12 protein-coding genes are annotated in these 15905 nt (G+C 46.8%); 5 read left to right on the top strand and 7 right to left on the bottom strand.

Going from position 1 to position 15905, the window contains the following annotated elements; translation table 11 throughout:
• Window positions 1–190: 190 nt before the first annotated feature.
• The 4 genes from RQP50_RS05935 to RQP50_RS05920 all read right to left on the bottom strand — a co-directional run bounded on the left by RQP50_RS05935 (window position 191) and on the right by RQP50_RS05920 (window position 8705).
• The gene (locus tag RQP50_RS05935) at window positions 191–1708 is read right to left on the bottom strand and encodes a response regulator transcription factor (protein WP_315743957.1); all 1518 of its coding nucleotides are present in this window, start codon (window positions 1706–1708) and stop codon (window positions 191–193) included.
• Window positions 1705–3480, bottom strand: a complete 1776-nt coding sequence (locus tag RQP50_RS05930; protein ID WP_315743955.1) for a cache domain-containing sensor histidine kinase — start codon at window positions 3478–3480, stop codon at window positions 1705–1707. Before RQP50_RS05930 ends, RQP50_RS05935 begins: the two co-directional genes overlap by 4 nt.
• Window positions 3481–3779: 299 nt before the next feature.
• Complete coding sequence (locus RQP50_RS05925) at window positions 3780–7469, bottom strand: DUF5704 domain-containing protein (protein WP_315743953.1); 3690 nt, start codon at window positions 7467–7469, stop codon at window positions 3780–3782.
• Window positions 7470–7481: 12 nt separating this feature from the next.
• On the bottom strand, window positions 7482–8705 hold the full coding sequence (locus RQP50_RS05920) for an S-layer homology domain-containing protein (protein ID WP_315743951.1): 1224 nt from the start codon (window positions 8703–8705) through the stop codon (window positions 7482–7484).
• 471 nt (window positions 8706–9176) lie between these two features.
• On the opposite strand from RQP50_RS05920, the gene RQP50_RS05915 reads away from it, so the two are divergent.
• Complete coding sequence (locus RQP50_RS05915; protein ID WP_315743949.1) at window positions 9177–9728, top strand: GNAT family N-acetyltransferase; 552 nt, start codon at window positions 9177–9179, stop codon at window positions 9726–9728.
• A 172-nt stretch (window positions 9729–9900) separates the two neighbouring features.
• Here the strand turns inward: RQP50_RS05915 and RQP50_RS05910 are convergent, their stop codons facing one another.
• From RQP50_RS05910 to RQP50_RS05900, 3 genes are all read right to left on the bottom strand, one after another.
• The gene (locus RQP50_RS05910; RefSeq protein ID WP_021253717.1) at window positions 9901–10224 is read right to left on the bottom strand and encodes an antibiotic biosynthesis monooxygenase family protein; all 324 of its coding nucleotides are present in this window, start codon (window positions 10222–10224) and stop codon (window positions 9901–9903) included.
• A gap of 155 nt (window positions 10225–10379) precedes the next feature.
• A complete protein-coding gene (locus RQP50_RS05905) occupies window positions 10380–11033 on the bottom strand; it encodes an NUDIX hydrolase (RefSeq protein WP_315743946.1) in 654 nt (217 codons plus the stop codon).
• A gap of 15 nt (window positions 11034–11048) precedes the next feature.
• Window positions 11049–11618, bottom strand: a complete 570-nt coding sequence (locus RQP50_RS05900; RefSeq protein ID WP_315743944.1) for an AAA family ATPase — start codon at window positions 11616–11618, stop codon at window positions 11049–11051.
• Window positions 11619–11902: 284 nt separating this feature from the next.
• Between RQP50_RS05900 and RQP50_RS05895 the strand changes: the two genes are divergently transcribed.
• Genes RQP50_RS05895 through RQP50_RS05880 form a run of 4 tightly spaced genes read left to right on the top strand, consistent with a single transcriptional unit; the run spans window position 11903 to window position 15889 of the window.
• Complete coding sequence (locus RQP50_RS05895) at window positions 11903–12997, top strand: FecCD family ABC transporter permease (RefSeq protein ID WP_315743942.1); 1095 nt, start codon at window positions 11903–11905, stop codon at window positions 12995–12997.
• Window positions 12994–13866, top strand: coding sequence for a heme ABC transporter ATP-binding protein (locus tag RQP50_RS05890; protein ID WP_315743940.1), 873 nt, complete (start codon window positions 12994–12996; stop codon window positions 13864–13866). The genes RQP50_RS05895 and RQP50_RS05890 overlap by 4 nt, the downstream gene beginning before the upstream one ends.
• On the top strand, window positions 13863–14888 hold the full coding sequence (locus RQP50_RS05885; protein WP_315743938.1) for an ABC transporter substrate-binding protein: 1026 nt from the start codon (window positions 13863–13865) through the stop codon (window positions 14886–14888). The genes RQP50_RS05890 and RQP50_RS05885 overlap by 4 nt, the downstream gene beginning before the upstream one ends.
• On the top strand, window positions 14888–15889 hold the full coding sequence (locus RQP50_RS05880) for a ferrochelatase (RefSeq protein ID WP_315743936.1): 1002 nt from the start codon (window positions 14888–14890) through the stop codon (window positions 15887–15889). Before RQP50_RS05885 ends, RQP50_RS05880 begins: the two co-directional genes overlap by 1 nt.
• The last annotated feature ends 16 nt before the right edge of the window (window positions 15890–15905 follow it).

Here is a 15905-nt window from a genome sequence, read left to right as displayed (position 1 = left end):
GCAGCCCTCCTTATGACTTCAGTTCATTTTTCACAAAAGTGTTTGCCCAACAGTACCATCGGCCCTCTATCCACGCTGTACACTACTGTGGAAGTGTCGCACTTTTATGAACGATATCTCTTAGGTACCACTATAAAAGAAAGACATTGGTAAAGCAGGTGATATTCTTCGGTGAAAGGGGAGACTTTTTTCAGTTGTGCTGCCGAAACTGAGAAGGGGATAATCCGATATGCTTTTTGAACAGCTTGCAAAAATATTTCACATCCTCGTAGCCGCAATCGCTTGCTACCTGACTTATCTTCCGCTCCGATCCCGTTAGCAGTTCCTTCGCAAGCCCCATTCGCTCCAATGTTACGAAGTCAATGTAATTCATGCCGGCTTCCCGCTTGAACACCTCACTGAAATGATTCGGATTCACATGCACATAAGCAGCTACCTGTTGTAGCGAGAGACTCTCATGCAAATGTTCTCGAATATAGAACATCGCACGCTGAATATAGGAATTCGCGCGATTCCGTTCATCGTATTGCTGATAGCGTTCCATGATGGCGCAGCAGGCGCGATACAATCCCGCTTCTACTTCATGATTCGGCAGAAGACGATGGCGAAATTCACTGAGCGTACGTTCTTCGGGCACCATTCGCTCCAGCCAGCGGCAGGCTGACACCAATATAGACTGCAAATAGGCCAGCAGCGATTCAGGCGTTGTCTGTTCATCTAAGACTTGCGCCTTCACAATCTCCTGAATCCAGTGTGCCAGCGTCGCCCGATTGCCTTGTGTTAATATCGTGGCGAGTTCATTCTCTTCTTCCCGTGTACATACCGTTCTACCGCCTGTTCGATGCTGAATGTCTTTATACTGGATGACCCTTCTATCGCTAACGATATGCGCATAGGCCAATGCTCGCTCGGCTTCCACGTAGGATTGCCGTATCTTCTCATAGTGTGGAACAATGGATCCGAATGCTGCGAAGATCGAGCATTTCAGAAGATTCTCACAATTAGCGAACGTCGAAGACAGCATTCTCGTCTGCTCATACTCCGTCTTCTGCTTCCATAATAGAACCATGTGATTGGGACGAAGCAAGATATCACACAGCAATGCTTCGCCTATAATATTCGAAGCTGCAAACAGCAGCAGTTGTTCATCCTTCCAACCCGATACAGTGAGGAAAATAACCTGATATGCTGTGCTCTCCGCCTTAAGCTCCAGAAGCTCCAATACTTGTCCGCGCGCAAGTTGTTCTTCCGGCATTCCTTCCGACAACAGCTGTTCCAGCAGCTGCTTCTTGAGCAAATGGACATTCAAATGTCCGATCCGATCGTGCTGCTGTCTTGCTTCCCATCTCTGCTTCGCCTTCAAGACCGCCTCCATGATCTCCTCTGGACGGCTCGTCTTCAAGATGTAATCCTGCGCGCCTACGCGCATCGCTTGCTGTGCAAAGGCAAAGTCATCATACCCAGACAGCATGATTACCTCTGTTGCTGGATATTGATTTCTCACTAAGGACGCCAGCTCCAACCCACTCATCGCTCCCATTCGAATGTCCGTCATCACGATATGGGGCTGTTCATTATGAATCTGCTGCCATGCCTCTTCTCCCGATGCAGCAGGCTGCAAAGCCGTGATCCCGATCGCAGACCAATCAATGACTTGATGAATGCCTGTACGAATAATAACCTCGTCATCCACGATTAGCAGTTTCATTGTCTTTCAACCTCCTTTTCGATAAAAGGAATCATAAAGGATACGGTCGTCCCCCCACCTTCTACGCTATGAATTTGCAACCCAGATGCCTCACCATAATGCAGCTTGAGCCTCTGGTTCACATTGCGCAGCCCATAGCTGTGCTCTGGCTTTCGTGTCTGGTCTAATGGAAGTTCGATCTGCTGAAGGAGTGCGTCCAACTGTTCCTGCGGCATCCCTTGTCCGGAATCTTCAATCGTGAAGTGTATATGGTCATCTGCAGTGTGTTGTGCAATGACGGTAATTCGGCCTTTTGATCGCTTGCCAAGTATTCCATGAATGATTGCATTCTCGATCAGCGGCTGAAGAAGAAGCTTCAGCATCCACTGCGATTCAAGCTCAGGACTGATATGGAACGTGATGTCGAATTGATCCGGGTACCGAATCTGCTGAATCGATGCGTAGTGCTGCGCATGAAGCACCTCCTGCGTGACTTGACAATACTCGCTCCCCTTATTCAAGCTGAAGCGCAAGAAATCGCTTAATGCCCCGACCATCTGCGCAATCGTGGCATCCTTGTTCATGAGCGCCATCCAATGGATGGATGCCAGCGTGTTGTATAAGAAATGAGGGTTGATCTGCGCCTGCAGCGCCTGCATATCGGCTTCTTTCTTCATGGATTCATGCCGCTTCACCTCTTCCATCAGCACATGGACACGTTCTCCGAGCTTGTTATAGCTATGCACGAGCATGCCAATTTCATCAGATGAGGTAATCGGAAGCGCAATGACATCCTCCTCGGGCCGAAATCCCTTCAAGGAGACTGCCACCGTCTGTAGCGGCCTCGTCACCCGCATGATAAGGAACAGCACGATACCTGCGATAATAACCATCGCTAGTCCAATCGTCATGGCCGTTATCGTTACGACATATTGATTCTGCGCCTGATACTGCTCATAAGGAATCACTGCCAGCAGACGCCAGTCTACATGCGGAACTGTCGTATACACGATTGTTTTCTTGTATTTCCCTTCCCCATAGGTGACAAAGCCCTGTCTCTCTTGCATCCCTGGTGCATCCCAGTTCGGAAGCAGTTCCGTCACGGACTTCGACAGACTATCCCGAATCGTACCTGAGAGAATTCGATTGTCCCGATCTACTAGCAGCAAGCTCTCTCCACTGCTCAGAGCCGGCTTCATCATAAAATCAGCAATCGCTGCTTCGCTTATGCTGATGGATAGCATCCCCTTAGGCTGATAAGTCGTGATGCTCCCTATCGGCCGTACGAAGGAAATGACCTTCTCTGCTCCGTTCGTCGTCACGTTCGTGTAGAGAGAGCTCCACCATTTATCCTTTACCTGTTGGATGTTCGTGTTCTTGTTGTCTGTGAAGAGTCCGTTGTTGAAAATCGTCGTGTTGGATAGCGTATGATTGCCGTTGTTTGGATAGATGGAGATGTTGGAGATGTATGATTTGGAAAAAGCAAAGTTCGATAAGAATCCCATCAGTTTAATTTGCAGCCCGCTGCCCTGATTCGTGGACGCGAGATATCGCTGAATGTCCTCCTGTGCAATTAGGAAAATGGACATATTCTCAACGTCCTGCACGATGAACTCCAGATTTGTCTTGATCTGATCCAGCAGCCCCAGACTGGACTGCTTCGTTCGTTCTTCGGCCTCCTTCGCTGCAATGCTGTACAATACAAATCCCAGTGACAACAATGGCACAAGGATGGCACCTAGCAGCATTATCGATAACTTGCGCTTCAATGACTTGCCTAACCAACGCTGCATAATGAAGCATTCCTCCTAATATCGACATTTCAGTTAGGTAAAATTATACAAGGTATGGGCAAACTAAAATATACCACAGCCGGTCTACTATACAATCTATCAATTTCCTGCAGATTAAATAGCCGAGAAGACAATCTTCGGGCACTGAAAAGAAAATAACCCGCAAGAGGAGCTCTCTATTTTGCAGAGCGTCCGTCTTGCGGGTCTTTGTCTTTTAACTAATTGTCGTTCAAACATGATTAGCATTACTGTGATGCAATCAGTCACATCTCATTGTGCATTCATGATACATCGCCGAATTAATGTGTGCCTGTTACTCCAAAATCATCAACCGATGATTGATCCGCTCGGTAGAACATGACATCCCCATCCTTTAGTTGGAACGTAACGCCATACGGATCTGTGAATTGCGGGCGGGAACCCTCCCGCTTCCATTGATTCGTGAGCGGTGCTTGAATGTATTGCAAATGCGACTTGCCCTTCTGCCCGTCCCGTACCGTTTCTATATCAACGTTCACAATGAGGAACCCGTCGCGCAGGAAGAATGGCGCCTTGTCGTTAAAGCTGAACTGTTTCGATAAATCAAAGCCCTTCGGCACGATATACAGCTTCGCGGGCAGATTGTATTCACCATACCACTGTTGAATCGACGAAAATGCACGTGCTTCCGAGACACCAGTTGGCACACTTGTCGGCCCCATAAATGTCCGGACATGGTACGGCAGGAAGAGATCACTGTAGCTGCCAATTGTCGTCGGCTTCTTCGCTGCCCTTGCCCATTCCTCGATGTAAGCTTGACGGCTTGTCGATATGCTGCTGGCGAACAGCTCATAGAAGGCGCCCGCTGCATCTAAGATGCGCTGCTCCGGCACGTTGCGAAGTCGCGCATTAAGCTCCATACTCCGCCTTACCTTGTCCTCTGCTGAGCCAATCCGAATAAATTTCCGTTCATCAGTATGGTAATAGACGTCTACTTCCTGCCGCTTCTGCCCCTTGCTGTCCGTGAAGTAGAAGGTAGGCTTAAGATGGATGCCATCTCCTGAGCCAAACATATTCCCCTTTGTCTTCAGGTCGAACTTGAACGCATATCCCGTCTTCACAGCTACATTTTTATACGAGGAATCTGGATGGCTTCCTTTGCGGACAGGAAGCTCATAAGGAAAGGCATTGCCGCGCGCTTCTCCGTCAATCCCTTTGCGCCCCACCCAATAGGAGTTTCCAGTAGGTTCACTGCTTCCCTTCTGCTTGCGAAATACCGTCTCCCAATTGAAGTCCATAATGTCCGTCACATGGAAATCGTACACCCTGCCAATGACCTCGACCGCGATTTCATGGGTCGCCACATGGTTCTCCCAATTCGTATTGGCTGTTGGCTGATGCGTGAAGGAATCCGGCGCATTTTCCGCAATCGTGCGGTATAAGACCGAATAATCCCCCTCATCGACCCAGACAGGCAGGAAGAATGTCGTATCTAATTGGTTAACCGGTATGTCCGTCCACGTGCGCTTCGGGATGAATCTGCTGCGATCTGCGGTATAGACATCAAATGGGAACCATACCTGCTTCATTCGGAAATATTTCGCATAATCACGATCTCCGTATCCCGGATAGTTCACATGCTGCCCGCTCGTAGGCATTCGGACGGTAAATGGCCGATCCAGTATCAAGGCGGCACGATTGTAGTTGGGTGTTGTCTTTTGGTTATGTTCACGATCATCCGTAATTGAGGAGTAATTCACAACAGGTGTATGTACGGTAACGGTATTGATACCGTTGATTGGGAATTGCTTGTCACTGCCGCCATTTATGTTGCCGGGAACAAGATTGTAGTAGATTGCGCCAGAGCTTGGGGTGTTGGCAGCATTGACGAGCTTGCTGCTAATAAGCATACCACTCCGATAGAGAACATTTTGACCTATAATCGTAGGTGAAGGGATACTTCCAGGTGTCGTTCCATGTTTCGTCGTCCAGCTATTGCTCATAATCGTTGTGCCGTTGAAGCTCACAAGATCATTTCGTACTTCTGGCTCTCCCGTTTGTGATTCAGCCCTGCTTTTGAGTTGTGATTCATCATTTGGCACGCTCGGCCTTGTATACATTCCTGGTACTGTTGCCGGTGTAAATGAAATTGTACCACTATCCTTCGGCTTGACGTGAGCCGATACATCCAAATTGTGATCCGTTGAAAGAGAAGGGGCTGAGTACCCTGATGGCTGCAGCGTCACTGTCCCATTAGGCAGTGCGTAGTTGTTCAAGCTCGCTCGTTGAATTCCGTATACTTCGATGTTGTTGATCTGCCAATACGAATAGTCACGTTGGAAGGAAAAGCTGTAGGTCTTGGATTCTGTATCTCTCATCGTCAAATCCGGTTGCGGCGTGCACACACGCTGCCCTTGTTTATTCGTCGTGCACACATCTGGTTGCTTCTGCTTCCACTCCAGCGCATAGGTAACCTCTACCTGGCACTGATAGTTTACTTTTCCTGACATTTGAGCAAACGTATGTTGGAATAGATACTGATTCGCAAACACATTAGCATACAAATTCTCGGAGGTTGGAATCCCTCTGAGTACATCGAATATCTCATTGCCACGGTTGTCTGCTTTGATCATTCCTGTTACATCTGGATTCATCTTATTCCCGGTTACTGAGCTTCCCGATGAAGGAGCCGCAATCGTGTACTTGCACTGCCCCGTCCCCCCACCAGGGTTCCCTCCGCTGTTATCGTCGTTACAGGAGTTCCCTGTTCCCACGGTCATAGAGAAGTCTGCCTTTTCATCTAACGCTTGAGTAGAGTCAGCAAAATGAGCAGTAATGGATGATGTTCCGGTAGATGCCACAGCTGTAACCAGGCCTGAATTGTTGATGGTCATTACACTAGCATTTGAGCTTGTCCACTTTAGTTTAGCATGGTTTTTCAGCTCCCATGTGGTGCCATCAACTTTCGTTAATTTGGCAACCAATTGTGTAGTCCCACCAGGGGCAACACATTTGTTACCCGTAATCTCTAGTCCCGATGTTCCATCGGCATATGTAGCGATAAGTAATTTGTCTTTGTATCGGTATGTAACTGAGTTGAAGTCAACAAAGAATTTAGAGAAATACCAGACCTGCTTGGCCCCTGGATTTGCCCAGTACTTATTGTAGGTATCGTTATTGAAGGTTTGTTCGAAATAGATTGTGATTAAATCCAAATCTGCTAATCTAGCTACTTTCCCCCCCAGAGTACTTGAATCAGTATTACCACCAATTCCATGTATATCATTTATTTTAGTAGCAAAGTCTACAAGAACATTAGCAGCAGTTACATCCTTTAATTCCTTAGAAATAGCCCCCGTTTTTATCCAAGTCAGGTTTAATTGGTCAGAAGGTTCATCAATTGTAAATGGTTTCGTACGAGGAATATCTGCTTCTAAAAACGGATCTGTACATCCCGGATATTTTGGTAAATAGTGACCTCGAATATTTTCAGTTGGTACATTAGCATCACAGCCTCGGCTATCTGGTACACTTACACGACCAGCACCCGCACGCCAATGTTTTCCGTCCCAGTTAGCTGGATCATTAATAGACCATCGATCCCAATAGTATACGCCTCCGTAATTACTATTATCTTTTGATGCCACTTTCATCTTAGCGCCTTGTAAAGCGTCCTTCAATCCATCAGTTACGTCATAATTCGTTTTCCCAATTGTAAAACCGTTAATACTTCTTATGGCTTGTCTTGTTTCTTTATCCACCCACTCAAGCTTTTTTATCACTTTTCCAGGCTTAGCAGGAACTACAATTGGTTTTGTTTCAAGTGATGAATTAGCGGAAAATAAATATCCCCCAAATTCATAATCATCATTACTGCTAGAAAATTCATAGTTTATTTCTTCAGCTATCTCTCCTTTTGCATGAACCTGTGAGATGGGGAATAGTGATAAGTAAAAATCGGCGAAAAGCACCACTATTAATGCGACTGATATCATTTTTATATTTTTCAAACTAACACTCCCTTACTTAGTAAGAACCGAAGTTGAAAGAGTGTTGCTGTGTAAAGGAGCATTAAGAGGCATTGTTTCGACAATAATGCTAATTGTACCCTTTGTGTGGAAATTCTCTTTTGGAATAGCTAGGCCATATACTTTTTTATTTGGATCAAGGGATGTAATTGCGGTTGATTGATTTATCATCTTATAATCACCAGTAAATCCAACAATTGCAATGGATAACCTATTAACAGGATATGATTTTGGTTTTTTGTTCACTACTAACTTAGAATCTAAAAGGACTAAATAAACCTTCATATCATCTGTCATTTTGATATGTTTACCAGCGACATCCAAAACCAGCTTTTCTTTGCTAGGAAGCAGTTTTCGATTAGGATCCTTGGGATCGTTCCAGTCAATAGCCGTTAGACTATTTACTTGTCCCACAACAGACTTATTGGGTGCAGAGACAGTTAATTTATCGACACTCCAAGAATTAATCCCCAGTTTCGCGTACTTATACTTATCATTCTCCGGAGAATTAAAAATCTCTTCAGCAACCGTGAAAATATTCGTTTTGTGCCAGTACATCTCGGCCGCAGCAACAGCATATTTATCGACGGCTAATTTGTCGCCTTTCTTTGCGGACAGCAATCGTTCAATAACGGTAATCGCTTGTGCTCGCGTTGTGCTCCCCTTAGGTGTTAATTCTCCCGGCGCCGTACCGGACATAATGCCATTTTTCGTTGCGAGGTACATCCATTGCTTATCCTCTACTCGATCTATGCCCAATGCTCTCACTGCCATCTTCGACATTTCTTCACGCGTCAACGTTTGGGTCCAATTCGTATCTTCCAAGTCACCAGCCTTGTATATCCCGGCTGCTTCAGCTGCATGTACATAGGACTCATACCATTTCCCATTCGATTCCTGTACTTCAATTCCCAGAGCAGAAATGGTCATCTTTACGAATTCCGCGCGAGATACATTCTTATTAGGAAGAAAATTGCCATCAGGATAACCTTCCACATACCCCTTATTGATCGCTTGCATAATACTGTGTTCTGCCCAGTGTCCGGAAATGTCCAAAACCTTCGGCGTTGTTGCACGATTTGAACTATTATCATTACCGCTTGAGGTGATAGTGGGTTTGTCTACTTGTGGAAATGCATTCACTGTGATGGGATGTATGGAAGCTTGCGCGGATAAAAGCAATAGGGCTGCCGTTCCTATTAACAATGACTTTTTCATGTTATCCTCCTAATCCATAATTTCAAATTCCATTTCTTGTGTTCCTCATGTAAATACTCGTATCTCTTTTATGCAGCCTCCTTCACTCCGAAAGTAGTGATACGGTTCGCACCGAATAGGATCATCACCCTAATATTTGATATCAGACACAAGTCCTGAATTTATAGGTTAATTATACCAAATTATCTTGATTTTCGGAACATTCCGACGAGGTTTAGAGGAAATATTTTACTCGATTACGTATAAAAGTGGATAGACAAAGGAAATCAAAATAAAAAAACCGTGAAATTTGTTGCTTGGTTAAGAAGCCCTTACGAAAGTACAAAAGTTACTTTTCTTAAACTTAGGACAATTATCCTTTCGATTGCTTAAATCATGGAATTTTGAAATAATTGTTATTAAGTGAAAGGGTGCCGTTTTATAAAAAGAGTATGTAAAATAATCTAATCTTAATAGAGAGTAGGAACATGAATGAAACAAGAATTTCCGATAATTGAAACGGAAAGGTTAATTTTAAGAGAAGTATCAACAGAGGATGCTAATGATATGTTTACCTATTTATCTGATAAAGATGTTGTGAAACATATGGGGTTAGCGCCTTTCCAAACCGTTACAGATGTTTGTGATGAAATTAATTGGTATAACTCTATTATCGAAGAAGGTACTGGCATTAGATGGGGAATTACATTAAAAGATTTCGGAAAAATTATAGGAAGTTGTGGCTTTCTTAATCGGGTTGCCAAACATCATCGAGCTGAAGTTGGATTTGAGTTAAGCAAAGATTACTGGGGGAAAGGAATAGCTAGTGAAGCATTAGAAGCAGTTATTAAATTTGGGTACCGTCACTATCAGTTGGAAAGAATTGAGGCTTTAATAGAACCAGCAAATCTCCCGTCGCAAAAATTGGTAGAGAAGCAAGGGTTTATAAGAGAGGGGTTGCTGAGACATTATGAATATACTTGTGGTAAATTTGATGATTTATATATGTACTCACTCTTAAAAGGAGACCTCAATCTTTTGTAAGGAATGTATTCAACAAATACCAGCTAATATGAGTTATATGATTATTCTAGTAAAGGGGCTTTAATGGAATAAAAAGGAGAAAGCATATTATATACGTCTAATATGTTTTCTCCTTTATTTTTATGGATTTTTATAAGTTAGGTCTTGATAACTATTAGGCTGCCCTCAGAATCTATGCTTCTACAAAAGTCTTGATGCCCTTAACTTCGTACACAGCGTGTTGCGACCCCAGAATATGCTCTGGTTTCGGCTTGCCGCGGCTCTGTCTGTGGCCTTCAATATGTGCCTCGCTTGTCTCCCATTTTTTCCACGCTTCTTCAGATTCCCAGCGAATGAGAATGACGACTTCTTCATCTCCTCTGCTTACCTTCTTGACGCAAATGCTCAAGTCAATAAAGCCCTCGGATTTCTCAATGACTCCCTCTCCGCTGAATCTGTCGACCACGAGCTGTGAAGTCCCTTCCTTCACTTGGATGGTTTTCGTCTCGATAAACATATCTCTATCTCCCTTCATCGCATGATGCATTCCATAGAATGATCTTCGTTCCTACCCTTGAAAAAGTTCCCATTCTCCTAATATTACAAAAAGAGTGCATGTGAAATCCATGGAATATTTCCTGATGGAAAATGGAGATTTCGAGCTATTTTCGTCTAATTCTGCTGATTAACTTCTTGATTGGCTAGGCTTGCAATTTGTTCGAGTACATACTCATAATAACCTGCTCTGGAAGGGACAAAGTCCTGTATCGTTAAGTCTACCTTGATCCCGCTCGCTCCACTCGATGGCACGAATTCCTCGCCAGTAATTTGCTGTGCCTCACCTGCAATCAGCTTACGGAATTGTTCTGCTTCCAGCATGACTATGGATACCACTTCATCTTCCTGCAATCGAAAATCGGTAATGCTCCCTCTATATTCATGAAGGAACACATGACAAAATTCATTATCTATTATATGTTCCTGTTCAATACTGCTTGGTATAACACCACTGTACGTAAGCTGGGCGAACTCAATAGCGAGTCCTAGCTCCTCTCTTAACTCCCGAATGCCGTCCATTGGCGATTCCCCTGCTTCTAGATGACCAGCAGCAGTAATGTCCAGAAGACCCGCATAATCTAGCTTCTGAGGATGCCGGCGTTGGAACAGCAAGATTGGTTCTCCGTTCTCGACCTTCCATAACCAGCAATGAAACGTTTGATGCCATATCCCCTTGGCATGCACTTCATCCCGTGACCTGATACCGGTGTACTCCATTTCGCTTGTAAAGGTATCGACGTATTCTTTTGCAACTTTGTGGGCAACCATTCATGGATCCTCCTGTTATCTATAGTCTGTATCGATTTTCGCTTCTGTCCACGCTCTGCGCATGATTTCATCGACGGTTTCTTCCGGGGTCATGTCTGAGCTGTCCAGCCACATGCCGATTCGAGGCGTGCCCTGACGAAGGCCATCGTCTAAATCCTGAACAGTCCATAGCCCATACCCTTGCTTGCCTCGCGACGCTTCACGTTCCGCTACAATATCAGGCCGTGGGCAGAGTACAACGAGGTAGAGAGGACGAGTCTGAAAATTCTGAATGAACGACTGCAGGACATCACCGATGACGACATCTTGGATCACTGTCGTAAATCCGGCTTCCACATATGCATCCGCAGTTCCTGCAGCCAGGCGATAACGAAGGTTCAACTGCTTCATCGCTTCCTCTGAAGCATCGGGTGACATTTCCTCGCGGCCATTGACGATCATGCGACGGAATATGTCACCACGCACATGAACACCTTTCGCAAAGCGTTCCGCCAACAATTGCGCGATGGTGGACTTGCCTGACGCCATAATGCCCGTAATTACAAATAGGCTCGGTGTATGGGGTTCACAGATCTCAACGTTCATCTTACATCCTCCTAACCATTATTCTTGATGTTGCATCTTCCTATATTCATTCAATGTACCATATTCAACCATGAAAAAGCAGGCTTTCTAAAACAGAGCACCGCAAGTCCTCCATTCATGATAGACCTGAGGAACAATTTTTTGATGAAACGCTCCCATCCGATAAATAGGCCCACATTCCGGATTGACGACGATCACAGTCTACGCTATATTAATAAAAGTTTACTCAATGCAACTTATTTATATTTAGCTAACATTTTTTCATCAAGGAAATGAGGTCGTCCATGAACACCACGAGTGAACTGAAATATAAAGGGCGAGATTCCCGATTTCGTCCCCGGCAGGCCTCCCAACTCCTCCGGATTTCAGTTCTAGCAGCCACAGGCTTGGCAGTTCTGCTGTTATCCATACTCATCGGCAGTGCGGTCGGACCTGTGTCTATACCGTTGAAAGAGACGTTTGCAGCCATGCTTCATGCAACAGGCTGGCTGGAGCACATTCAGATTGCAGAGCGGAATCTTACCATCATTCTGGATATCCGTCTGCCTCGTGTCATCGTAGGTGCATTAGTCGGAGCCAGCTTGTCTATCGCGGGCGCAGCGATGCAGGGAGTGTTCCGCAATCCGCTCGTCGAGCCCGGATATTTGGGAGTGTCGTCAGGAGCAGCCGCTGGAGCTGTCTTGTGCATCGCCTTAGGGCTTGTTCGTCATTCGGCATTCGCCCTTCCCTTGTCTGCCTTCGCAGGTGCACTTGTATCCGTTGTACTCATCCTGGCCATATGGCGGGCTAGTGGGAAACCGAATGTAACCACGCTACTGTTGCTCGGAATTGGCATGAACGCGCTTCTGTCGGCGGTCATTAACGTGATCATCGCCAGCGCGCCGCATGAACAGCAGCTGCGCAGTATCGTGTTCTGGCTGCAGGGTGGACTCGAAGCGCGAACATGGGAGCATGTACATATTATCGCTCTGCCGATTCTTATCGGAGGCGTTCTGTTGGCGCTATTCAGCCGTTCATTGAATTTGCTGCTGCTCGGTGACGAGCATGCACAGGCTTCCGGTGTCCCTGTGCAATTCACCCGCTATACGATTTTACTGCTCGCTTCGTTCTTGACCGGTACAGCTGTCTCGGTAAGCGGGATCATCGGTTTTGTCGGATTGGTTATTCCGCATCTCGTTCGCCTAATTGTCGGCTCGGATCATCGCCTGCTGCTGCCGTTCAGCGCACTATTCGGGGCATCGTTCCTCGTTCTGGCCGATTTAGCCTCGCGCATGGTGCTGCAGCCGATCACATTGCAGGTTGGCGTCGTCTGCGCTTGCATCGGAGCTCCACTGTTCATGATGATGCTGCTGCGCAAACGGAAGGAGGGTTCGACATGAAGACAAGGCGCAAGACATCTTTGGGCATGCCTGGACTGCTTGAAGCCAAGCAATTGACCTATTCGATTGATGGGCGAACAATCATCGACAATCTGTCCATGAAGCTGCAGTCAGGCTCCTTCCTTGGCATTATTGGACCGAACGGCAGCGGAAAATCTACATTGCTTCGCATGCTTTGTGGACTTCTGAAGCCCGTTCAAGGCTCACTGACACTTGAAGGAAAGCCCTTCAAGGCATACTCCACGAAGGAACGAGCGCAAATGATCGGCTATGTACCGCAGGATTGCTCGCTTGATGCAGACTTCACGATTGAGCAAATCGTCGCAATGGGACGCCACCCTTATAGCCGCTTGTTCGGCGGATTAACAAGTTCAGATGCACAACAGGTCGAACGGGCGATGGAGCAATGCGGCGTTAATCACCTGCGCGAGCGCTACATTCATGCCTGTTCAGGCGGACAACGCCAGCTTGCATTCATCGCCAAGGCGATTGCACAGGAGCCGCAAATTCTCCTGCTGGATGAGCCTATCTCCGCACTCGACATTCGTCACCAGCTTCGCACGCTTGCGCTGCTTCGCCAGCTCGCTGACGAAGGATATGCTGTGGTCGCTTCACTGCATGACCTGTCGCTAGCTTCTCGTTACTGCGATCGTCTTCTGCTTCTGCATGACGGGCGCATCGAAGCATTCGGCGAACCGGAAGAGGTGCTCTCAGCAGATGCACTTTATGATGTGTATGGCGTTCATGCCGTCATTCGCCAAGAACCAGGAACGGAAGGCCTGTCAGTCATTGCATTTGAACATGAAGCAGAAGAGCAGAAATGGTATACCCATTACGAAAAAGAACATCTTGGAGGAATTACACAATGAGAAACGTACAAACTCGGCGAAAAACCACTTTTCGCATGCTCTGTATGAGCCTGATCACGCTTGTTGCCGCTGTCGGGTTGACAGCCTGCACCAGCAATTCACAATCCGATAGCGAGAAATCGTTCAGCACCATTTCAACCACGACCAGTTCTAAGGCCGCTGCATCCTCTGACAATGGGAAGATAGAGGCTGCACCGAAGGTTGCTGCGGTATCTCTCGACACTGCAGATGCCGTACTTGAAATCGTTCCTCCGGAGCAAGTCGTTGCCGTACCGAAGAGCATGGCAAATCCTTATTTGGCTATCAACGAGGAGAAGGGCAAGCAGGTGTCCGGTCAAGTCGGCGGTGCGACTGGATTGGATCCCGAAGGAATTTTGGCATTTCATCCAGACGTTGTCCTCATCACGAAAATCCATAATAGCGAAAACGATGCCGAGCAATTGCTCAGCCAAGCAGGCGTCAAGGTTGTCACGTTCGATCAATGGGGAACATTCGAGCAATTGATAGCGAACTTCCGCACAATTGGCGAGGCTGTTGGAGCTGTCGATAAAGCAGAGGAAGTTGCCAAGGAAATTCAGGGCAAGCTGGACGATGCTGCTAAGCGAACTGCATCACTTGCAAGTAAGCCGTCCGTTCTCGTACTGTCGCCTGTCGGCCCGAATACTGGCCCTTACATCATGGGACCAGGGAACATTTCTTACGATATGATCCGTCTCGCTGGAGCTAAGCCCGCTGCCGAAGCACTCGGGATTAAGAAATCGACAAAAGCATCAATTGAGGATGTCATGAACATGAATCCGGACTATATCGTGCTTGGAGATTGGGACGGTACGGGAGATGAATGGCTAGAGGATTTGAAATCTCAAGCGGCGTGGAACACACTGGACGCGGTCAAAAATAACCGCATTACGACAATGAAGGCGAAGGAACTGCTTGCCCCGAACCGTTATACGGTAGATGGAATGCTGGAAATGTCGGCGTGGCTTCACCCGGATTTGTGGAAAGGAGACACAGCGAATTAATGAGCGAATTCCTAGCAAACGGGCATTCACAGTCCACACGGCTTCCGCCAGAAATATCGATGGACACGCCGCGCCGGGCCATCCTTCTTGCTTCCTACAGCGCTTGTGCCAGCATTGATGATGTGCCTGCCATGTACCATCATATTTTGCGCGGACACGGCTCTCCTTCGGAAGCCATCGTGCAAGGCGTTATTCGGTACAGCGATACGGGTACATGTGATCCACTGTATACGGTAACCAAGCGTCAGTCCGAGGCAATTACACAGCTAGTAGAGGCCAAGTTCGGTGAAGTAATTCCTGTCTACATCGGCTGCAAGCATTCGCATCCTTTTGTAGCCGATGCCATCCAGCAAGCGATCAGAGACGGCATCACGGAGCTTGCCGTGCTGCATGCTACGCCCTTCTTCACATCCTCAGGAACAGGAGGCTATGTTCAAGATGCCAAGAAGGCGATCGCTGCAGCCAACAGCGATATGAAATTGACGGTCATTTCTGAGTGGCAAGCGCATCCTGACTTCATTCGGCTAATGGCGCGCAGATTGCGAGATGCTTACGTCTGGATGCCTTCCTCGATGCTGCCGACGACACGGGTCATCTTTACGGTGCACAGCAAGCCTGGTCTTCCCTCCGCGCATGATGACTTTATTGCGTCATACAAGCATGTTGCTGGATTGATCGCGGAGCAGGCCAATATCGGGAAATGGGATATTTCTTATCGCAGCGGCAAGCCCGCCCCCCAGCGCTGGCTTGGGCCCGATATTAATGAGGTTATTCTAGGAGCAGCTTCCGATAAGGAAGAAGCTGTCGTCATTTGCGAGCTGACCTCGCTTACCGAAAATGTCGAGGTCTATTACGACATTGGCCAGGAAGCCAAGCAAACGGCAGAGCAGTGCGGGATGCAGTTCGTTTGCACTGAATATCCGAATGATGCCTATGATTTTATGGACTTTTTATCCAACATCGCAGCTGCTCATTTTGAGCTGAAGGCAGCATATTCCTGAAGCACGAAGCATGTTC

Origin of the sequence: Paenibacillus suaedae, from assembly GCF_032337355.1 — a bacterium.
GTDB classification, from domain to species: domain Bacteria; phylum Bacillota; class Bacilli; order Paenibacillales; family Paenibacillaceae; genus Paenibacillus_B; species Paenibacillus_B suaedae.
This window is presented reverse-complemented; position numbering and strand designations above follow the sequence as displayed.